This is a genomic window from Longispora urticae, assembly GCF_053902585.1.
Genome location: NZ_JAQZSH010000007.1, coordinates 12,973 through 33,332 on the forward strand (window position 1 = coordinate 12,973; position 20,360 = coordinate 33,332).

Annotated in this window: 22 protein-coding genes; 19 read left to right on the forward strand and 3 right to left on the reverse strand. The window is 73.3% G+C overall.

The genetic code is table 11. The features are described 5' to 3' along the window. Nucleotides 1-57: 57 nt before the first annotated feature. From rpsP to PT931_RS03075, 9 genes are all read left to right on the forward strand, one after another. Nucleotides 58-555 (forward strand): 30S ribosomal protein S16, encoded by a 498-nt coding sequence (rpsP, locus tag PT931_RS03035; RefSeq protein ID WP_456244171.1) that lies wholly within the window; start codon nucleotides 58-60, stop codon nucleotides 553-555. Beyond that, a complete protein-coding gene (locus tag PT931_RS03040; RefSeq protein ID WP_372445288.1) occupies nucleotides 527-787 on the forward strand; it encodes an RNA-binding protein in 261 nt (86 codons plus the stop codon). Before rpsP ends, PT931_RS03040 begins: the two co-directional genes overlap by 29 nt. Before the next feature lie 70 nt (nucleotides 788-857). Further along, the gene (gene rimM / locus PT931_RS03045) at nucleotides 858-1,373 is read left to right on the forward strand and encodes a ribosome maturation factor RimM (protein ID WP_363728574.1); all 516 of its coding nucleotides are present in this window, start codon (nucleotides 858-860) and stop codon (nucleotides 1,371-1,373) included. After that, nucleotides 1,370-2,131, forward strand: coding sequence for a tRNA (guanosine(37)-N1)-methyltransferase TrmD (gene trmD / locus PT931_RS03050; RefSeq protein ID WP_456244172.1), 762 nt, complete (start codon nucleotides 1,370-1,372; stop codon nucleotides 2,129-2,131). The genes rimM and trmD overlap by 4 nt, the downstream gene beginning before the upstream one ends. A gap of 82 nt (nucleotides 2,132-2,213) precedes the next feature. Continuing rightward, on the forward strand, nucleotides 2,214-2,573 hold the full coding sequence (rplS, locus tag PT931_RS03055; protein WP_456244173.1) for a 50S ribosomal protein L19: 360 nt from the start codon (nucleotides 2,214-2,216) through the stop codon (nucleotides 2,571-2,573). A 157-nt stretch (nucleotides 2,574-2,730) separates the two neighbouring features. Then, nucleotides 2,731-3,501, forward strand: a complete 771-nt coding sequence (lepB, locus tag PT931_RS03060; protein WP_456244174.1) for a signal peptidase I — start codon at nucleotides 2,731-2,733, stop codon at nucleotides 3,499-3,501. Next, complete coding sequence (lepB, locus tag PT931_RS03065; RefSeq protein WP_456244271.1) at nucleotides 3,501-4,142, forward strand: signal peptidase I; 642 nt, start codon at nucleotides 3,501-3,503, stop codon at nucleotides 4,140-4,142. Before lepB (PT931_RS03060) ends, lepB (PT931_RS03065) begins: the two co-directional genes overlap by 1 nt. Then, the gene (locus tag PT931_RS03070; RefSeq protein WP_456244175.1) at nucleotides 4,139-4,795 is read left to right on the forward strand and encodes a ribonuclease HII; all 657 of its coding nucleotides are present in this window, start codon (nucleotides 4,139-4,141) and stop codon (nucleotides 4,793-4,795) included. Before lepB (PT931_RS03065) ends, PT931_RS03070 begins: the two co-directional genes overlap by 4 nt. A gap of 88 nt (nucleotides 4,796-4,883) precedes the next feature. Next, a complete protein-coding gene (locus PT931_RS03075) occupies nucleotides 4,884-5,195 on the forward strand; it encodes a DUF2469 domain-containing protein (RefSeq protein ID WP_197007576.1) in 312 nt (103 codons plus the stop codon). An 80-nt stretch (nucleotides 5,196-5,275) separates the two neighbouring features. Here the strand turns inward: PT931_RS03075 and PT931_RS03080 are convergent, their stop codons facing one another. Beyond that, nucleotides 5,276-5,794, reverse strand: a complete 519-nt coding sequence (locus tag PT931_RS03080) for a TrmH family RNA methyltransferase (protein WP_456244176.1) — start codon at nucleotides 5,792-5,794, stop codon at nucleotides 5,276-5,278. 385 nt (nucleotides 5,795-6,179) lie between these two features. Between PT931_RS03080 and PT931_RS03085 the strand changes: the two genes are divergently transcribed. The 10 genes from PT931_RS03085 (at nucleotide 6,180) to PT931_RS03130 (ending at nucleotide 16,355) form a co-directional block, all read left to right on the forward strand. Then, nucleotides 6,180-6,536: a YraN family protein gene (locus PT931_RS03085; RefSeq protein WP_456244177.1), complete on the forward strand. Its 357-nt coding sequence runs from the start codon at nucleotides 6,180-6,182 to the stop codon at nucleotides 6,534-6,536. Further along, a complete protein-coding gene (locus PT931_RS03090) occupies nucleotides 6,536-8,047 on the forward strand; it encodes a YifB family Mg chelatase-like AAA ATPase (RefSeq protein WP_456244178.1) in 1,512 nt (503 codons plus the stop codon). The genes PT931_RS03085 and PT931_RS03090 overlap by 1 nt, the downstream gene beginning before the upstream one ends. Then, nucleotides 8,044-9,225 carry a DNA-processing protein DprA gene (gene dprA / locus PT931_RS03095; protein ID WP_456244179.1) on the forward strand — a complete coding sequence of 394 codons (1,182 nt, stop codon included), beginning with the start codon at nucleotides 8,044-8,046 and terminating at the stop codon, nucleotides 9,223-9,225. Before PT931_RS03090 ends, dprA begins: the two co-directional genes overlap by 4 nt. 348 nt (nucleotides 9,226-9,573) lie before the next feature. Next, the gene (locus PT931_RS03100) at nucleotides 9,574-10,464 is read left to right on the forward strand and encodes a tyrosine recombinase XerC (protein WP_456244272.1); all 891 of its coding nucleotides are present in this window, start codon (nucleotides 9,574-9,576) and stop codon (nucleotides 10,462-10,464) included. A 152-nt stretch (nucleotides 10,465-10,616) separates the two neighbouring features. Then, on the forward strand, nucleotides 10,617-11,771 hold the full coding sequence (locus PT931_RS03105) for an aminotransferase class V-fold PLP-dependent enzyme (protein ID WP_456244180.1): 1,155 nt from the start codon (nucleotides 10,617-10,619) through the stop codon (nucleotides 11,769-11,771). Between the two features lie 123 nt (nucleotides 11,772-11,894). Next, on the forward strand, nucleotides 11,895-12,707 hold the full coding sequence (locus tag PT931_RS03110) for a peptidoglycan DD-metalloendopeptidase family protein (protein ID WP_456244181.1): 813 nt from the start codon (nucleotides 11,895-11,897) through the stop codon (nucleotides 12,705-12,707). Next, nucleotides 12,620-13,354 carry a class I SAM-dependent methyltransferase gene (locus PT931_RS03115; RefSeq protein WP_456244182.1) on the forward strand — a complete coding sequence of 245 codons (735 nt, stop codon included), beginning with the start codon at nucleotides 12,620-12,622 and terminating at the stop codon, nucleotides 13,352-13,354. Before PT931_RS03110 ends, PT931_RS03115 begins: the two co-directional genes overlap by 88 nt. Beyond that, nucleotides 13,351-14,457, forward strand: a complete 1,107-nt coding sequence (locus PT931_RS03120; RefSeq protein ID WP_456244183.1) for an alkaline phosphatase family protein — start codon at nucleotides 13,351-13,353, stop codon at nucleotides 14,455-14,457. The genes PT931_RS03115 and PT931_RS03120 overlap by 4 nt, the downstream gene beginning before the upstream one ends. 10 nt (nucleotides 14,458-14,467) lie before the next feature. Further along, on the forward strand, nucleotides 14,468-15,793 hold the full coding sequence (locus PT931_RS03125; protein ID WP_456244184.1) for a DNA polymerase IV: 1,326 nt from the start codon (nucleotides 14,468-14,470) through the stop codon (nucleotides 15,791-15,793). Nucleotides 15,794-15,974: 181 nt separating this feature from the next. Then, the gene (locus PT931_RS03130; protein WP_363728442.1) at nucleotides 15,975-16,355 is read left to right on the forward strand and encodes a DUF3040 domain-containing protein; all 381 of its coding nucleotides are present in this window, start codon (nucleotides 15,975-15,977) and stop codon (nucleotides 16,353-16,355) included. Nucleotides 16,356-16,609: 254 nt separating this feature from the next. On the opposite strand, the gene PT931_RS03135 is transcribed toward PT931_RS03130, so the two are convergent. Both PT931_RS03135 and PT931_RS03140 read right to left on the reverse strand, forming a co-directional pair. Beyond that, entirely contained in the window at nucleotides 16,610-19,024 is a 2,415-nt protein-coding gene (locus PT931_RS03135; protein WP_456244185.1) for a transglutaminaseTgpA domain-containing protein, read from the reverse strand. Between the two features lie 34 nt (nucleotides 19,025-19,058). Next, entirely contained in the window at nucleotides 19,059-20,360 is a 1,302-nt protein-coding gene (locus PT931_RS03140) for a DUF58 domain-containing protein (RefSeq protein WP_456244186.1), read from the reverse strand.

Below are 20,360 nucleotides of genomic sequence, written 5' to 3' on the forward strand. Positions count from 1 at the left end.
AAACCCCACTGGTGCGAAGCCACTCAACCGAAGCTACCGCTCAGGAGCAGTTCTACCGTGGCTACAAAGATTCGTCTTCTGCGGATGGGCAAGATCCGCAACCCGCAGTACCGCATCGTCGTCGCCGACTCGCGCACCAAGCGCGACGGCAAGGCGATCGAGTTCCTCGGCATCTACCACCCGAAGGAGGAGCCCTCGCTGATCGAGGTCAACTCCGAGCGGGCGCAGTACTGGCTCTCCGTCGGCGCGCAGCCGAGTGAGCCCGTCCTGGCGCTGCTGAAGCTCACCGGTGACTGGCAGAAGTTCAAGGGCCTCGAGGCCCCCGCGCCGCTGAAGGTCGCCGCCCCGCGCGCCGACAAGAAGGCCGCGTACGAGGCGGAGTCGAAGTTCGCCGCCGGTCTCGCCGAGGCCCCGGCCCCGAAGGCCGAGAAGAAGTCGGCCAAGAAGGCCGCCGAGAAGACCGAGGCCCCCAAGGCCGAGGCCGCCCCGGCCGTCGAGGCTGAGACCAAGACCGAGGAGCAGGCCGTTGTTGCGGACGCAGGCGCGGACGCCTGAAGTGCTCCGCCCCGCGCTGGAGCACCTGGTCAAGGGCATCGTCGAGCACACTGACGACGTCAGGGTGCGGATGGTCGACTCCCGGCGCGGTGCGCGCCTGGAGATCCGGGTGCACCCCGACGACCTCGGCACGGTGATCGGCCGCGGCGGTCGTACCGCCCGCGCGCTGCGCACCGTCGTGGGTTCGATCGGTGGCCGTGGGGTCCGGGTCGAGATCGTCGACGCGTACTAGGGAAGTCAATGGTGGCGTCGGGTGTCAGCCCGGCGCCACTTCTCTTTTTGTGGCAGGAGTGCACGCGATGTTGTTGATTGTGGGGCGGATCATCCGTCCGCACGGGATCCGTGGCGAGGTCGTCGCGGAGCTCCGCACGGACGACCCCCAGGATCGCTTCATACCCGGGACGGTGTTCACCACCGATCCGGTGGCCCGGGGTCCGCTGACCCTGGAGTTCGCCCGCCAGCACACCACCGCCGGCAAGGCCCGGCTCCTCCTCGCCCTGGAGGAGGTCAACGACCGGGACACGGCCGACAGCCTCCGCGGCGTGTTCCTCGGTGTCGAGGTCGAGGACCTGCCCGAGATCGACGACCCGGACGAGTTCCACGACCACCAGCTGGTCGGGCTCGCGGTCATGGTCGACGGCGAGAAGATCGGCGAGGTCGTCCGGGTGATCCACGGTCCCGCGCACGACCAGCTGGTCGTCCGCCGGCCGGGCACCCACGACGCGCTGGTGCCGTTCGTGGCCGCGATCGTGCCGGAGGTCGACGTGGCGGGCGGCAGGGTCGTGGTGACCCCGCCCGGCGGGCTGTTCGACCTGTGAGAGTCGACGTCTTCACGATCTTCCCGGACTATCTGGCCCCGCTGGAGCTGTCCCTGATCGGCAAGGCCCGGGGGACCGGCGCGCTGGACCTGCGCGTGACGGACCTGCGGGACTTCACCCACGACGTGCACCGCACGGTGGACGACACCCCCTACGGTGGCGGCCCCGGCATGGTGATGCGCCCGGAGCCGTGGGGCCAGGCGCTGGACACCGCCCTGACGCCTGAGAGCCTGCTGCTCGTGCCGAGCCCGGCCGGTCGGCGGTTCGACCAGGCGATGGCGCACGAGCTGGCCGCCGAGTCGCACCTCGTCTTCGCCTGCGGTCGCTACGAGGGCATCGATCAGCGGGTGCTGACGGAGGCTGGGGGCGTCTGCCGGGTCCAGGAGGTGTCCCTGGGCGACTACGTGCTCTTCGGGGGCGAGGTGGCCGTCCTGGTGGTCCTGGAGGCCGTCACGCGGCTGCTGCCCGGGGTCCTGGGCAACGCGGACTCGCTGCTGGAGGAGTCGCACGCGGCCGGCCTGCTCGAGGCGCCGATGTACACGAAACCGGCCGAATGGCGCGGGCATGGGGTCCCGGAGATTCTCCGTTCGGGGGATCATGCGAAAATTGCTCGATGGCGGCGTGACCAGTCGCTGTTACGTACGGCACAGCAGCGGCCTGACCTGCTGAAACGAAGTTACGACACGCTTGACAAGCGTGATCTCGCTGCCCTGTCCGAGGCCGGATTTCAGGTATCAGCCCAGGATGTGGCAGAGTAGTGGGGTTGCTTCTGGCAGCCCCAAACCGTATTGACCGACCCGCGCGCCTATGCGCGCCTTGAGCACGAGGGAAGCAGCAGCGATGAACACGCTGGACACCCTAGACGCCCAGTCTCAGCGGACTGACATCCCGCACTTCCGCGCCGGCGACACGCTCAAGGTGTCTGTTCGGGTCGTTGAGGGCAACCGTTCCCGGGTCCAGGCCTTCCAGGGCGTCGTGATCGCCCGCCAGGGCGCCGGCCTGCGGGAGACCTTCATCATCCGCAAGGTCAGCTTCGGCGTCGGCGTCGAGCGGACCCTGCCGATCAACAGCCCGGTGATCGACAAGATCGAGGTCGTCACCTATGGTGCCGTCCGTCGCGCCAAGCTCTACTACCTGCGCGAGCTCCGTGGCAAGAAGGCCAAGATCAAGGAGCGTCGCGACCCGAAGCCGGTCAGCTAGCCGCTTCGAGATCGTCTGACATAGGCTCTCTCCCGTGAGCGAGCCCGAACGACCGTTTGATCGCCCCCGTGGTTCACGTGAACCCGGGGGCGATCGCCGTGCCGGCATCAGACAGCGGATCAAGGAGCGGCGTCAGCAGATGCCGTGGTGGCAGGAGATGCCCCTCCTCTTGATCATCGCCTTCTGCATGGCGGTGCTGCTCCGCACCTTCCTGGTGCAGGCCTTCTACATCCCGTCCGGCTCGATGGAGCCGACGCTGATGATCGGCGACCGGGTGCTCGTCAACAAGGTCGTCTACGACCTGTGGCAGCCCGAGCGGGGCGAGGTCGTGGTCTTCCAGGGCACGGACAAGTGGGCGCCCGAGGTCGTGGCCGCCCCTAGTTCGGGGCTGTTCGGCCGGATCGGGCGCGGGTTCGGCGACCTCGTCGGGTTCAGCGAGCCCAGCGAGAAGGACTTCATCAAACGCATCATCGGGGTACCGGGTGACGTCGTCGCCTGCTGTGACGCCGAGGGCCGGGTGACGGTGAACGGCAAGGGCCTCGACGAGCCCTACGTGGCCGACAACTCGCTGCTCCAGGAGTCGATCCCGGGCCAGGAGTGCCGGTCGCGGAAGTTCCCGAAGGTGACCGTGACCCCGGGGCACGTGTTCGTGATGGGCGACCACCGCGCCGTCTCGCAGGACTCCCGGTGCAACGGGCAGGTGCCGATCGACAAGATCATCGGTCGGGCGTTCGTGATCGCGTGGCCGGCGGGCCGGTGGGGTTCGCTGTCGGTGCCGGAGACCTTTTCCGGGGTACCGAAGCTGAACGCCCTCCGGTTGGAACCGCGACACGTGGCCATGGCTCCCTTGGGTATGGGTCTGTTAATTCCGAGCATGGCGGTGTCGGTGCACACAGCACGGCGTCGGGGACGTAGGCTCCCTTGGTGATTGCCGAGGAGACCAGTAAGAAGAGTTCTGGATCGTTCTGGCGTGAGCTGCCGTTCCTCCTGGTCGTGGCCGTGGTCGTGGCCCTCCTGGTGCGGGGGTTCGTGCTCCAGACGTTCTACATCCCGTCCGAGTCGATGGAGATGACGCTCGTCAAGGACGACCGGGTCCTGGTGAACAAGCTGGTCTACGACTTCCGTTCCCCGCACCGCGGCGAGGTGATCGTCTTCGAGGCCCCGCAGGAGTGGCGGAGCAACCCGGACGAGAAGGACTTCATCAAGCGCGTCATCGGGGTCGGCGGTGACCACATCGTCTGTTGCGACAACAACCGGCTCACCGTCAACGGCGTGCCCCTGGACGAGTCCGCCTACGTCTACGACCAGCCGGGCGTGGAGCGCGACTCCAGCCCCGACCCGTTCGACGTGGTGGTGCCCAAGGGCCGGCTGTGGGTGATGGGGGACCACCGTTACCACTCGGGTGACTCCCGCGAGCACTACGTGCGCAGCAGCCACGACGCGACGGCGGCGACCATCGCGGAGAAGTCGGTGGTCGGCAGGGCCTTCGTCCTGTTCTGGCCGTTCGACCGGGCGAGGTGGTTGTCCGTGCCGGACTCCTACGACAAGGTGCCCGACCCACCGTCATGATCTCTCCGACCCGTGGGGTGATCCGCCGCGACGGCGGGCTCTACGCCCTCGAGAAGGCCCTGCACCGCCGCGGGTTCGCGGCGGTGGCGGGGGCCGACGAGGCCGGCCGTGGTGCCTGCGCGGGCCCGCTGGTGGCCGCGGCGGCCGTGCTCGGCGGCACCCCGGTGCCCGGGCTCGCCGACTCGAAGCTGCTCACCCCCGCCGCCCGCGACCGGGTGTTCGACGAGGTGCTCGCCCACGCGGTGTCCTACGCGGTCGTGATCATCGAACCGGCCGACATCGACACGTACGGGCTGCACGTCTGCAACATCGCCGGCCTCCGCCGTGCGATCGCCGGCCTGGATCTGCGGCCCGACTACGCGCTGACCGACGGCTTCCGGGTCGACGGCACCGGGATCCCCGGGTTGGCGGTCTGGAAGGGCGACCAGGTGGCCGCGTGCGTCGCGGCGGCGAGCGTCCTGGCCAAGGTCACCCGGGACCGGATCATGGTCGACCTCGACGCGTCCTACCCGGAGTACGGTTTCGGGGTGCACAAGGGCTACGTGACCCCGGTGCACGCGGCGGCGCTCGAGGAGCACGGCCCGTGCCCGGAACACCGGCGCTCGTACGCGAACGTGGCGCGAGTTTCGGACAAAAAGTACGCTAGCGCCTAGAAGGTGCCACGATCGGCGTGGCGTCGGGGGTCGACGCGCGATCAGGGGGCTACGTGAGTGAGAATGTCGGCATGGACGGCGGTGGACGATGAGTGCTGAGGATCTCGAGAAGTACGAGACCGAGATGGAGCTGCAGCTCTACCGGGAGTACCGCGACATCGTCCGCCAGTTCTCCTACGTCGTGGAGACCGAGCGCCGCTTCTATCTCGCCAACCAGGTCGACCTCCGGGTCCGCAACGGCGACGGCGAGGTGTACTTCGAGGTGGAGATGCAGGACGCCTGGGTCTGGGACATGTACCGGCCGGCGCGCTTCGTGAAGAACGTCCGGGTGGTCACGTTCAAGGACGTGAACATCGAGGAGCTGGAGAAGCCGGACATCTCCCTGCCGAGCGAGATCTGATCTGACCGGAACGACCCGGGCCCGTACGGGGTCCGGGTCGTTCCGCGTCTCCGTCCGGCTGGGTGTGGGCGTGTCGGGTTTCAGAGCAGGCCGGCGAGTTTGTAGAGCACCAGGGAGCCGGCGACCGCCACGTTGAGGCTCAGCCCGGTGCCGACCATCGGGATCTCCACGCACGCGTCGAGCAGGTCCAGGGCCTCGGGCGGGATGCCGGTCTGTTCGTGGCCGAGGACGGCGACGGTGCGCTGCCGGGCGGCCGGCAGATCGGCCAGCCGGACCGCCTCGTCGGCCAGCTCGACGCCGAGGACCCGCGTACCGGCGGACCGTTCCTCCGCCAGCCAGCGCAGCGGGTCGCGGATCCGGTGCGTACAGGTCGGTCGGCGCAGCGTGTTCCCCCTGGCCAGCGCCTCGTCGACCCAGGGGAACGGCGGCACGGCCAGGCAGGCGCCGACCGCGTCGCAGGTGCGCAGCAGGGTGCCGAGGTTCGCGCCGTGCAGGGGCCAGAGCGGGGCGGCGATCAGGTGGCCCCAGCAGCGGTGGGCGGATCGGCGGCGGGCGGCCCGGAGTTCACGGCGCGGCCGGACCCGGATCGCGGGGCTCACCGGGGGTGGGCGGCTCCGCCCGGGGTGGTGCGTGGGTGCATCGGGGGCGTGCTTCGCGGCGCACGCGGGCCATCACCGGGGGTCGGGGTTCGCCGACAGTTTAGGCGGCCGGTTGGTGGGGGCGGGAGGAGTTTCTTCGCGCCGGGGTGACCTGCTCGCCGGGGCCGCGGGTGTGGCTTTCGGGTCGACCTGTGGGGCTCTGGACCGATGTCGGTGGGCGCGCTGCCGGGTCCGCCGTTTCAGCTCACGGCCTCCACCTGGGGTGATGCCCTGGGAGTTGTCCACAGGCGGGGTGGTTGTCCACAGGCCGGCCCGGGTGCGCGCGGAGAGCCGGCATCGTTTGTCGCGTTCGACCGGTCGGGTCGGTGCGACGGAGGTGGGGCGCGTGGCGGCGAAGGACGGCGTGGGGAAGTACGGCGAACGGGTCGCGGCCCGCTACCTGCTCGACGCGGGCATGGTCCTGCTGGAACGGAACTGGAGATGCCCCGAGGGCGAGGTCGACATCATCGCCCGGGACGCGGACACGCTCGTCTTCTGCGAGGTCAAGACCCGCAGCGGAGACTCGCACGGCACGCCGGCCGAAGCGGTGACCCCGACGAAGGTGGCCCGGCTCCGCCGGCTGGCGAAACGCTGGCTCGCCGTGACGCGACTGTCCACAGTCGAGATCCGGTTCGACGTCGTGTGCGTCCGGCCCCGGCGCAGCGGCCCCGCAACGGTAGAACACCTCCGGGGAGCCTTCTGATGGGGTACGCGAGGGTGCACGCCATCGGCCTCAACGGGGTGCGCGGCTACCTGGTGGAGGTGGAGGCCGACGTGCGCGCCGGCCTGCCGGGGCTGCTCCTGACCGGCCTGCCGGACACCGCCCTGAACCAGGCCCGGGACCGGGTGCGCGCCGCCATCGTCAACTGCGGCGAGGAGTGGCCGTCCCGGCACGCCGTCGTCAACCTGCTGCCCGCCTCGCAGCCGAAGTCGGGTTCGGGGTTCGACCTCGCCATCGCGGTCGCACTGCTCTGCGCCCAGGGCGCGCTGCCGGCCGCCGTGGTCGCCGACACCGTGTTCCTCGGCGAGTTGGGGCTCGACGGCCAGGTCCGGCCCGTCCGCGGCACCCTGCCCGCCGTGCTGGCCGCCGCCCGGGCGGGGATGCGCCGGGTCGTCGTGCCCCTCGGCAACGCCTGCGAGGCGGCCCTGGTGCCCGGGATCCTGGTGAAGGCCGTGGACAGCCTCGGCCGGCTGATCGCGTTCGCCCGCGGGGCCGGCCAGCTGCTGGACCCGCCCACGGAGACCCGGGCGGCCCCGGCCCGCGGGCCCGACCTGGCGGAGATCGCCGGCCAGGAGGACGGTCGCCGCGGGCTCGAGGTCGCCGCCGCCGGGGGACACCATCTCGCGCTGTTCGGCCCGCCGGGCGCGGGCAAGACGATGCTCGCCGAGCGCCTGCCCGGCCTGCTGCCGCCGCTCGACGACCAGGCGGCCCTGGAGGTGACCGCCGTGCACTCGGTGGCGGGCGTCCTGCCGCCGGACGGCCCGCTGATCCGGCGGGCACCGTTCCAGGCCCCGCACCACACCACGAGCGCGGCGGCCCTGGTCGGCGGCGGGAGCGGCCTGGCCCGGCCCGGGGTGCTCAGCCTCGCCCACCGGGGCATCCTGTTCCTGGACGAGGCCCCGCTGCTCAGCGGCACGGTCCTGGACACGCTGCGCCAGCCCCTGGAGTCCGGCTGGGTCCGCCTGGCCCGGACCCGGGGCACCACGGAGTACCCGGCCCGGGTGCAACTGGTCATCGCCGCGAACCCCTGCGCGTGCGCGAGCGGGGCGCTGGTCTGCCTGTGCAGCTCCCTGGCCCGCCGGCGGTACCTGGCCCGGATCTCCGGCCCGCTCCTCGACCGGATCGACGTCCAGCTCAGTCTGCGTCCCGTCACGCCGGCCCAGCTGATGGTGGACACGGTGGCGGAGAGTTCCGCGACCGTGGCGGCCAGGGTCAGGGCCGCGCGGGCCGCCGCGACGGAGCGCTGGGCCGGCCGGGGCTGGACCGCGAACAGCCAGGTGCCCGGCCCGGAGCTGCGGAGCGCCCCGTGGCGGCTGCCCCTCTCCGTCGGCCAGGACCTCACCCGGTACCTGGAACTGGGGCTGCTGTCAGCGCGGGGGTACGACCGGGTGCTCCGGCTCGCCTGGACCCTGGGTGACCTGGGCGGCCGGGTCCGGCCCGACAAGGGAGATGTCCGCGAGGCAATCCACCTACGACTGAGGAGCACATCATGACCGTCACCCTGGCCCGGATCGTCCTGGCGAGCCTGGTCGAACCCGGCAACGCCGTCCTCGCCCGCCTCGTGCGGACCTCGGGGCCGGTCGAGGCCCTGCGCCGGCTGCTCGACGGGCCCGACGCCCCGGACGACGTGGCGAGCCTGGCCCTGGCCGCGCGGGCCCGGCTCGGCGACCGGGATCCGTGGCGGCTCGCGGAGGAGGCCCGGGAGTCCGCCGAACGGTTGGGCGCGCGCCTGGTCACCCCCGAGGACGCCGACTGGCCGACCCGCGCCGACGACCTGGCCCGGATGAGTCGCGGCGCGGCCACCGGCATCGACGTCGACAGCCAGCCGCCGGTGTGCCTGTGGGTGCGCGGCGCGGGGTCCGTCGCCGAGACCGTGGACCGTTCCGTGGCGGTGGTCGGCGCGCGGGCCGCCTCGCAGTACGGGCTGTACATGGCCACCGAGCTCGGCTTCGGCCTGGCGGAACGGGGCTGGACGGTCCTGTCCGGCGGCGCGTACGGCATCGACGCCGCCGCGCACCGGGGCGCACTCGGCGCGGGCGGCCGCACGGTGGCCGTCCTGGCCTGCGGCATCGACACGGTGTACCCGGTGGCCCACGCCGGCCTCTTCGAACAGATCGCGGCCGAGGGGCTGCTCCTGTCCGAGTGGCCGCCCGGCGCGACCCCGCACCGGACCCGGTTCCTGGTCCGCAACCGGCTGATCGCGGCCCTGTCCCGGGGCACGGTCGTGGTCGAGGCGGCGGCGCGTAGCGGGGCCCGGAGCACGGCCCGCCGAGCCTTCCAGCTCAACCGGGTGCTGATGGCGTGCCCCGGGCCGGCGACGTCGGCGACGAGCGAGGGCAGCAACGCGGAGATCCGCGACCACCACGCCCGGCTGGTGACGACGCCCGACCAGATCCTGGAGGAGGTCGGCCGGATCGGGGAGTACGCCGCGCCGCCGGTCCGGGGCCGCACCACCGAGCGCGACGGGCTGGACGCGTTGACGGCGCGGGTGCTCGACGCGGTGCCCAGGGGGCGGGCGATCTCCGCCGCCGAGATCGCGGTGGTGGCGGGGGTGTCGCCGACCGACGCGCGGCGCAACCTGCCGGCGCTGGTGGCGCGGGAGCTGGTCGTGGAGGACGAGCAGGGGCGGTTCCAGACGCGGCGGCGTCCGGTGGCGCGCCCGGCGGCGTAGGTGCCCGCGTGAGAGGCCTTGACCGGCGGTTCCGGGCACGGAAGGGGCGGCCAGGGCCTGGCTCGGGGGTGCTGGGCTCGGCGGGAGGCCAGGGGCCGGGCCTGGTGGCCGGGGCCCGGCTCGGACGGCGCGAGCTGCGGGCCGGTGCGTGGCGGCCAGGCGGCTCCAGGGCTCCGGGGACCGTTCGCCTGACGGGGACCGGGTGTCACGGCGGGCCTGGTCACGAGCGAGCCGTCGTCTCCCGGGGCGGCGCCGAGCGTGCGGCGGGAACGTCCGGCGTGGAGGAGCGGGCGCTAGGGTCGGGGGGTGAGCACCGCCCACGAGAGCCACGCCGCCCTGCCCGAGGCCATGCGGGACGCCGTGGACGACTTCGCCCGGCACCTGGCCAGCGAGCGGGGCCGGTCGGTGCACACCGTGCGGGCGTACACGGCGGACACGGTCTCCCTCCTGGCACACGCCGCGGCCGCCGGGCAGGACGCTGTCGCGGGGCTGGACATCCGGGTCCTGCGGGGCTGGCTGGCGGGGGTCCGCGAGGGCGGCGCGGCCCGGGCCAGCCTGGCGCGCCGGGCGGCCGTGGCCCGGGTGTTCTGCGCGTGGGCGCACCGCACCGGCCTCCTCGACGTGGACCCCGGCCAGCTCCTGGCCAGCCCTAAGGCCCACCGCGACCTGCCCGCCGTGCTGCGCGCCGAACAGGCCACCGAACTCGTCGAGGGCGCCGCCGACACCACCCCGGCCGGCCTGCGCGACCGCCTCGTCCTCGAACTCCTCTACGCCACCGGCATCCGGGTCAGCGAACTGTGCGGCCTCGACCTGGACGACATCGACCGCGAACGCCGCGTCCTGCGGGTCCTCGGCAAGGGCGCGAAGGAACGTGCCGTGCCGTACGGGGTCCCCGCCGAGCTGGCCCTCAACGCCTACCTGGGCCGGAGCCGCGCGGCCCTGTACCGCACGGAGAAGCCCGAGAACAGGGCACTGCTCCTCGGTGACCGGGGCGGACGGCTCGGCGTGTCCAGCGCCCGCAGGATCGTCGAGCGGGCGGCGGACGACGCGGACCTGCCGCACCTGTCGCCCCACGGCCTCCGGCACGCCGCCGCCACCCACCTGCTCGACGGCGGGGCGGACCTGCGTTCCGTCCAGGAGCTCCTCGGGCACGCGTCGCTCGCGACGACCCAGATCTACACCCACGTGTCGGTGGACCGGCTCCGCCAGGCCTACAACCAGGCCCATCCCCGGGCCTGATGGGCGCGCTACGCCCAGGTCGTGGAGACCCGCCCGGGCCCTGACGCCCCGCGTCCCCGCGTCCCAATGTCCCCCGCGTCCCAGCGTCCCCGCGTGAGACTTTCCCCCGTACCCCTGTGCCGGACCCCCGCCAGGCCCTAGCCTCAGGGTCCATGGCGAACCCTCCCACTCCACTGCCCGGTGCCCGGGACCTGTTCACCCTCGACCGGACGACGCTGCAGCTCAACCACGGTTCCTTCGGCGCCGTCCCGAGGCCCGTCCAACGCGCCCAGCAGGCGGTCCGCGACGAGGTCGAGTCCAACCCGATGCGGTTCTTCAGCCGGGTCGCCATCGACCGGGTCGAGGCGGCGCGGCGGACGATCGCGGAGTTCCTCGGCGCCGACCCGGACGGGACCGCCCTGGTCGCCAACGCCACCACGGCCGCGCAGATCGTGTCCGACTCGGTGGCGCTCGCGCCGGGCGACGAGGTGCTGGTGACCGACCACGGGTACGGCGCGGTCACCATGGGCCTGGAGCGCGCGTGCGCCCGGGTCGGGGCGGGCGTGGTGACCGTACCCGTCGCGTTCGCCGCCACGGACGACGAGATCGTCGAGGCCCTGGTCGCGGCGGTCGGACCCCGGACCCGGCTGGCGTACGTCGACCAGATCACCTCCCCGACCGCGTTGCTGTTCCCGGTCGCCCGGATCGTGGCCGCCCTCCGCGCGCTCGGGGTCGCGACGCTGGTCGACGGGGCGCACGTACCCGGCGCGCTGCCGGTGGACGTGACCGCGGTGGGGGCGGACTTCTGGCTGGGCAACCTGCACAAATGGGCGTACGCGCCGCGCGGTACCGCCGTCCTCACCGTCGCCGAGCGGTGGCGGCCCAGCATGCTGCCGACGATCGTGTCCTGGGAGGCGCACCGGGGTTTCCCGGGCGCGATCGAGTGGCAGGGCACTCTCGACTACTCGGCCTGGCTGGCCGCCCCGGTCGGCATCGAGGTGCTCCGTGACCTGGGCTGGGCCGAGGTCCGGGCGCACAACACCGCCCTGGTGGAGTACGGCCAGCGGATCGTCGCCGCCGCCCTCGACGCCCCGACCCCGGGTTCGCCCGGCGTCCCGATGCGCCCCATCCCGCTCCGGCCGGGGCTGGTGGACAGCCAGGACGCGGCCCTGGCGCTCCGGGCCCGCATCGTGGAGGAGATCCGCGCCGAGGTGGCGCTCAGCTACTGGCAGGGCATGGGGATCCTCCGGCTGTCGGCGCAGGTGTACAACACGGCCGACGAGTACGAACGCCTCGCCGAGCGGCTCCCGGCCCTGACGAAACGCTGAGCCACGGCCCGCGGTGCAGACCTGCGGGCCACAGCGCGGGTGACCTGCACCGGGTTGTCCACAGGCGGGTCCCTTGTCCACAGGGGAGCCGGGCGCGGGGCGGGCGACGACGACCCTGGGGGCATGTCGCTCCTCAGCGCACTTCTCGCCCTCCTCCTCACAGCCGCGGTCCCGGCCCCCGAGCCCGGACCCGCCGTGGCACAGTCACCCCCGAACGTCCGCGTCCCGGACGCCGCTCCCACAGCTGCCCGGCCACACCCCGAGGACCCACCCCCATTTCCTGGGTACGGCCGGCCGCGCACGCCGACACCGCGCCCCGCCCAGTTCCCGTTTCCGGGCTACGGCCGACCACCCACTCCCCGCCGGGCACAGTTCGACGACCCCACCCCGGCCTCCGGGTACCGCTGGCCGCTCACCCCCCGCCCCGCCGTCCTCCGCGGGTTCGAGCCCCCGCCCGCCCCCTGGCTCCCCGGCCACCGGGGCGTCGACCTCGCCGGCACCCCCGACCAGCCCGTCCTGTCCGCAGGTCCGGGCACCGTGCACTACTCCGGGATCATCGCCGGCGTCGGCGTCGTGAGCGTCCTGCACCCGAACGGCCTGCTCACCACGTACCAACCCGTGCGGTCGTCCGTCAGGGCCGGGACCGGGGTCGGAGCCGGCACGGCGCTCGGCACCCTCGACCCGGGTCATCCCGGCTGCGCCGCCCCGGCCTGCCTGCACTGGGGCCTCCGCCGGGGCAGGGTCTACCTGGACCCGCTCACCCTCGTCGGACACGGTCGGGTCCGGCTGCTGCCCACCGCCGGGAGGTTAGGCTTCCAGGCGTTGACGTCGACGAAGGAGATGGAACCGTGGAGCGTACCCACGCGGCGCCGCGCACAGCGGTCGTCTGGGCCGTGTTGCGGGCCGAGTTGGAGCGGCGGGCCGGCGAGAAGCTGACCATCGTCGATGTCGGGGGCGGTACGGGCGGGTTCGCCGTTCCCCTCGCGGAGGCCGGCCACACGGTGACCGTCGTGGACGCCAGCCCCGACGCCCTGGCCGCCCTGGCCCGGCGCGCGGCCGAGACCGGCGTGGCCGAGCGGGTCACCGCCGTGCAGGGCGACGCGGACCGGCTCGGCGAGCTCCTGCCCACCGGCGGCGCGGACTTGGTGCTCTGCCACAGCGTGCTGGAGTTCGTGGACGACCCGGTCGCCGTGGCCCGGGACCTCGCGGGGGCGCTGCGCCCCGGCGGCGCGGCCAGCATCGTGGTGGCCAACCGGGTCGCGGCCGCCCTGGCGCGCGCCATCGCCGGCCAGCTGCCGGCGGCCCTGGCGACCTTCCAGGACCCCGCCGGGCGCGGCGGTCCCCGGGACACCCTCCTCCGGCGGTACGACGCGGACTCCGCCTCGGCCCTCCTCGCCCGGGCGGGCCTCGCCGTCGAGCAGGTGCACGGGGTCCGGGTCGCCGCCGACCTCGTCCCGGGCGCGCTGCTGGACACCGAGCCGGGCGCGTACGAGGCACTGCTCCGGTTCGAGCTGGCCACGGCGGCCGTCCCGCCGTACCGGGACATCGCCACCCAGATCCACCTGCTGGCCCGCAGGTCATGACCCCCGGGCCGGCCGGTTCGATCTCCGACATCCTGCCCGGTGTCCTCGCCGCGATCACCGGCGAAGGCCCCGGCCGCCTCGACCTGACCGCCCGGCTCGCCGGCGCGCGCCGGGTCGTGGTGCTGCTGTTCGACGGCCTGGGCTCCCGCGTGCTGCCGGCCGCGGCCCCGGTCGCCCCCGTCCTGGAGGACATCCGGGCCGGCCGGCTCGGCGGCATGACCGAGATCGCCTGCAACTTCCCGTCCACGACCCCGGCGAGCCTGGTCAGCCTCGGTACGGGCGCCCTGCCCGGCGCGCACGGCGTGCTCGGCTTCCGGGTCAACGTCCCGGGTACCGACGAGGTGCTCGACCACACGAAGTGGCGGGACGACCCCGACCCGGGCGTCTGGCAGCCGGTGCGGACCCGGTTCGAGTCGGCGGGGGTGTCCACGGCGGTCCTCGGCCCGGCGGCGTACGAGGGCAGCGGCCTGACCGTCGCCGCGTACCGGGGCGCCCCCTACACCCCGGCCGGCTCCGGCACGCTCGTCGACCGGGTGCTGGCCAGCGACGCCCGCCTGGTCTACGGGTACCACCCCAGGGTCGACACGGCCGGCCACCTCTTCGGGGTCGGCTCGCCCGAGTGGCTGGCCGAGGTGGCGGCGGTGGACGCCATGCTGGGCCGGCTGGTCGACGAACTGCCGTCGGACACCGCGCTCGTGGTGACCGCCGACCACGGCATGGTCAACGTGACCGACGAGGACCGGATCGACTTCGACGCCGTCCCCGAGCTGCGGTCCGGGGTGCGGGTGCTGGCCGGCGAGCCCCGGGTGCGGTACGTGCACACCCTGCCCGGCGCGGAGGCCGACGTCCTGGCCGCGTGGCGCGCCGTCCTCGGTGACACCGCCTCGGTGGTGAGCAGGTCCGAGGCGATCGACTTGGGCTGGTTCGGCCCGGTGCCCGCCGCGCACCGCGCACGCATCGGGGACCTCGTGGTGACCTGTCTCGGCCGCCGGGTCGTGATCGCCTCGGACCTCGAGGCGGGGGCGTCCGCCCTGGTCGGCTACCACGGCTCGGTCACGCCGGAAGAGGTCGGCATTCCGCTGATTGTCGTACCGCCCCGGTAGGTTCACGGCTGTGGGCCGTCATCAACCGCTCCCCGAGGAGCGCGACGTCCGGTTCGGTCCGGGCGCCGACGATGCCGGCTGCCCGATCCTGCACGTCGACATGGACGCCTTCTACGCCTCCGTCGAGCTCCGCCGCCGCCCCGAGCTGCGCGGGCAGCCCGTCATCGTCGGCGGGCTCGGCCCCCGGGGCGTGGTGAGCGCCGCCAGCTACGAGGCCCGCAGGTTCGGCGTCCGCAGCGCCATGCCGATGGCCCGCGCCCGCCGCGCCTGCCCGCATGCGGTGTACCTGCCGCCGGACTTCACCGCGTACAGCGAGGCCTCCCGGACCGTGATGGCCCTCTTCCGCGATGTGACCCCCCTCGTGGAGCCGCTGTCCGTCGACGAGGCGTTCCTGGACGTCTCCGGCGCGGTCCGGCTGTTCGGCCCGCCGGCCGGCATCGCCCAGCGCCTCCGGACCCGGGTCTCGGCGGAGATGGGCCTGACGTGCTCGGTCGGGGTCGCCCCGAACAAGTTCCTGGCCAAGCTGGCCTCCACCCGGGCCAAGCCCGACGGGATGCTCGTGGTCCCGCGGGCCCTGATCCTCGACTTCCTGCACCCGTTGCCGGTCGGCGCGCTGTGGGGCGTGGGGGAGCGCACGGCCGAGGTGCTCCGCCGGTTGGGCCTGACCGTGGTCCGCGACATCGCGCACGCCCCGACCGCGACCCTCCGCCGCGCCCTGGGCGAGGCGGTCGGCCGCCACGTGTACGAACTGTCGTGGGGCCGCGACCCCCGCCGGGTCGTCACGGACTCGGTGGAGAAGTCGATCGGGGCGGAGACGACGTTCGACCTCGACGTCACGGAGCCCGACCTGCTGCGCCGGGCGCTGCTGGCGCTGTCGGACAAGGCGAGCCGGCGGCTCCGGGCGGCGGCCATGGTGGGCCGGACGGTGGCGCTGAAGGTCCGGTTCGACGACTTCAGCACCGTGTCGCGCTCCCGGACCCTGGCGGTGCCCACCGACGTGACCAGGGAGGTCTTCGAGACGTCCTGGTCGCTCTATCAGATCTTGCGGGAGTCTGTGGGCTCCCGCCCGGTTCGTCTGATCGGGGTCCGGGTGGAGGGCCTCGTCGGCGCCGACGGGCAGCCCCGCCAGATGACCCTGGGGGAGCCCGACCGGGGCTGGCGCGAGGCTGACCAGGCCTCGGACGCGGTGACCGCCCGGTTCGGGTCGGCGGCGCTGCGGCCGGCCAGCCTGTTGCGTCCCCGGGGCGGTGGGATGGCCGGGCGGAAACCGGGTAATGAACGTGACCTGAGATCGACTGCCCAGGAAGGCCCTGAAGGTGGCAGGATAGAGGAGTGACAGCGGGTGGAGGTCCACTACACCCCGAGTTGGAAAGTGCGGAATCCGGTCAGGTTTGATAACTGGCCAACATCCGGCTTTCCGAGTCGGTGACCCCCTCGTAGACTGGCCTATAGGCAGCCGAACGGCTGCGCGGTCCGCCGACCCGCCCGGGTCGGCTCGATGACCGGGGAGGAGTGCCGTGCCGCTCTCCGAGCACGAGCAGCGACTGTTCGAGGAGATCGAGCGGTCGCTCGCCGATGACCCCAAATTCGCCTCGGCGGTGCGGGCCAGTGACCCGGGCTACCGCAGCCGGCGTCGCCTGGTCGCCGCCGGCGGCCTCTTGGTCATCGGCCTCGCACTGCTGATGTATGGCGTGGTCAGTAAGGTCCCGTTGCTGGGTGTCGCCGGTTTTGTGGTGATGCTCGGGTCCGCGGCCTACGGACTGCAGTCGCAACGCCGGGCGCACCGCCCTGAGCTGCGCGCCGTGGGTGGTCAGGCCACGCGCCGGACCCGCACCCGAAAGTCCTCCTTCGTCGACCGTCTCGAGGAACGCTGGCGTCGTCGCATGGACGACCGCTGACCTGTCGTGCACGGGGCCCGGCCGGGTAGTCCCGGCCGGGCCCCGACGCGTCCCCACGACCTCCGCGCACCGGGCACGACGCCGCCCGCGGCCGGCCCCACCCCGAAGATCCAGGTCAAACGCAGCAGACGGTTACGCCGCGTCCCTCATCCGACACGCATCGGCACGCGCCCAGCGTGGCCGGCCCGTGGCCCGGCGCGCGCGCACGAAACGGCCCCCACACCGTCAGGTGCGGGGGCCGCCTCACGTACCTCTCAGCGCGTCCGGAACAACTTCCGCGGCGTCAGGTGGTGGTGCAACTTCGCCAACCACTCCACCGTCGCGAACCCGGCGTTCCCGGTCGCCCGCCGCCACCGTTCCATGGTCGACGGCGGCAGCAGCACGGCCGTGATCCGCACGCCCCGACCGGAGTCCTTCCGCAGCCCGGCGCGCACGGCGTCCAGCGCGGACCGGATGCCCTCCCCGGCGAGGGGCTCCCGGGCGTACCGGGCGCGTTCCTCGGCCGTACCGAGCAGCTTGGCCCCCTCGGCGGCGGCCCCGGTGAGCAGCCCGGCGAAGGCGCGCTCGCCGACGTTGCGGCCGGTGAGCCTGGCCGTGAGGCCGCGGGGCGTCTCGATGGCGTCGCTGTCGAGCCCGTAGTCGGTGAGCAGGTCGCCGAACTCGGTCCACGCCTGGTGGGTGTTCTGCCGGATGACGTCGGGGTCGGTGGACGTGGTCCACGCGAGCCGCCGTCGCCGGGTCAGAATCCGGGACAGGGCGGGGCTGAGGAGCAGGGCGAGCAGGAACAGGGCGCCGACCAGGTAGTACGGCCACTGGGCCGGCTTCTCGGCAGCCGCGCCGGCGGCGGGGTCGTTGCCGCCGTCCTTGAACCCCGGGTCGGGCTTCGGCGCGTTCGGGTCGGCCTCGTCGGTCGGGCCGGTGGACGGGCCGCCGTTGGTCGGGGTCGGGTTCGGCCGGCTCGGGTCGGGGGCCCAGGGCAGGGCCACGGAACCGGCGACGAGGGCCGACGGGGTGGGGTCGAACGGCACCCAGCCGTAGCCGACGAAGTACACCTCGACCCAGGCGTGCAGGTTGTAGTTGGTGACCTTCCAGGTCTTCGGCGAGCCCGGGACCTGCGTGCCCTGGGTGAAGCCGGTGACGACCCGGGACGGGATGCCGGCCTGGCGGACCATCCAGGCCATGGCGGAGGCGTACTGCTCGCAGTACCCCTTCTTGTTCTTGAGGAAGTCCTCGATCAGGCTGCCGCTGGTACCCGGGTTGGTGCTCAGGGTGTAGCTGAACCCGTTGGTGTCGGAGAAGTTGTTGAGGATCCCGAGCACCTTGTCGTACTGGTTCGTCGCGCCCTTGGTCGCCCGCAGCACCTCGGAGGCCACGTACGCGTTCTGCGGCACCCGGGTGAACAGCTGTACGGCGGGGTCCTCGGGGCTCACGTCGGGGGCCCGGCGGAGCACGTCGGCGGTGAACGCGTACTCGACGTAGCTCTGGGTGTACTTGGCCCCGCGCGCGTTGTTCCCCTTGTTCGAGAACGCGACCCCGGTGATCGGGTCGTACTGCCAGCTGCCCTTGACCTTCTTCGCGTCGACGGTGCTGGCCCGCGGGTACAGCGGAAGGTACGGGGTGTCCAGGGTGAGCACCTCGACGGAGGCCGTGTGCTGCTGGCGCTTCACGTCGGACGGCATGCCCTGGCCGGGCTCGGGGAGCGAGCCGAGCGCCTTGGGGGTGTGCGGGTTGGAGGGCCGGAAGCCGGAGTCGGTGACCTCGTCGGCGACCGCGAGTTTCAGATACCCCGGATTGGGGTTGTCGGTCGTCATCCGGGCCATGTCGACGGTCCCGTTGCGCGTCAGGAAGCCCCGGAGCTGCGTGATCGGGTTGACGATGGTACCGCCGCGGCCCGAACCGCTCCCGCCGCCGGGCCCCTCGCCGCTGCCGGTGACCCCGACGGTGTTCAGGATGCCGCTGCCGAGGCTCGGCACGAGCAGGGGCAGGGCGACGGCGACGGCGAGGCTGGCGATCCCGAGCCGGCGGCCGGCGGCCCCCATCGGGGACGGCTCCCAGGCGTCGATGTCCTTGCCGTCGCCGCTGAACCGCCGGCCCCAGCGCCGGACCCGGTCGGTGTTGTCGGCGACGAGCAGCCAGAGGTACCCGGTCGCGCCCAGCACGAACGGCCACACCGGGATGCCGCTCTCCATGACGGCGACGGGGACGGAGTAGATGGCGAGCATCGGCAGGCCGGCGAGCGCGGGCCGGCGGAGCGTGACGGCGAGCATGTCGATGAGCAGGGTGACCATGCCGACACCGAGCAGGGTGAGGAACTGGAGCGCCACCCGGCTGGGGGCCGGCACCCCGACCTGCTGGATGTCGTCGCCGGCCGTGCCGAGCAGGTCGTTGAAGTGTCCGATCACGCCCGGGGTGGGCAGGACGCCGAACAGCGCGCCCTCGCCGAACCGGGAGGTCAGGAACAGCAGCAGGACGGACATCGTGATCAGGGGCTGTGCCCACGCGGGGGCGCGCAGGGCCCGGGCGGTGACCGCCGCGCCCACGATCAGCACGACCAGCATGGTCGACAGGATCAGGAGCCAGCCCCAGTGCTCGAAGACCGCGGTGAGGGGCGCGATCGACAGCAGGGACGCGATGCCCGCGATGATCGCCACGTGCCGGCGCTGGGTCATCGCCGCACCCCCGTGGTCGGTGACGGACAGGTGGTCACGGATTCACCCCTGTGGAGACGGTCTCGGCCATGGCGGCGCGGAAGGCGAAGCCCTGGTTGCCCCGGGCGGCCTGCGGCCACAGCGCGGCCAGCCGGGAGCCGTGCTGGACGCCGACGACCCGCCAGCCGGCCCGGAGCAGGGCCAGCGCGCCGGCCTCGTGCGCCTGTTCGGCGGCGGCCCGTTGGCCGGGCGGAAGCTGGAGCCAGGTGGTGCTGTCGAGCAGGAAGGCCACGCAGATCGAGCCGGTACGCCGCAGGCCGGCCAGCAGTTCGGCCTCCTCCGGGGTGATCAGGCCGAGGACGGCGATGACGAGCCCGCCGTCGGACCGGCGCCGGATCCGCTCCATCAGCCGGGTCAGGTCGCCCCGGGGGCCGAGCTTGACGTCGGCGAGGTAGTCGAGCATCGCGCCCTCGCCGTCACCCTCGTTGGCGTCGATGTCGGCGCCGGTGTCGGTGACCATCCGCAGCTTGTAGCCCTCGTGCCGCAGGTGCAGCGCGACGCTGGCGGCGGCGGACACGGACCACTCGAAGCTGGAGGTGGGGCCCTCGCCCCGGTGCGCGGTGCCCCGGGTGTCCACGACGATGGTGGCCTTGGACTCCCACGGCTGTTCCTCGCGGCGGACCATGAGCTCGCCGACCCGGGCCGTGGAGCGCCAGTGCACCCGGCGCAGGTCGTCGCCGTGCCGGTACTCGCGGGTCGCCGCGTCGTCCTCGCCGTGCACGGCCACCGACCGGGCGCGGCTCTCGCCGGACCCCGCGTACTCGCCGGCCAGCCGGATCTCCGGCAGCGCGGTGACCTGCGGGATCACGGTCAACCGGTCGGTGGACGGGAACGAGCGGGTCAGCTCGCACAGCCCGAACGGGTCGGTGAGCCGGACGATGAGCGGCCCGACCTCGTACCGGCCGCGAACGTCGGCGCGCACCGTGTAGGCCACAGTGGACGTCTGGTACGAACCGAGGCGTTCCAGGACGAGCCGGGGCCGGGAGCCGAGAGCGTAGGGCAGCCGGTCCTCCAGCAGCATCGTGCCGGTCGGGATCCGGGACAGGTTCTGCAGCCGGAGCACGACCCGGGCGCTCGCCCCCACCGACGCGCGCCGGGGGTCGAGCACCCGGCTGCACGTCAGCCGGTACCGGGTCCGGGAGATGGCCGCGGCCGCGAGCAGCGGCAGCGTGGCCAGCAGCAGGGCGACCGGGAGCAGGTCCTTCTCGCCGAGCACGATCGCCGACAGCAGGGCGGCCGCGGCCGCCGCGAGGAACGACCGGCCCCGTGTGGTGAGGCCGGCCAGTGCCTCCCGCAT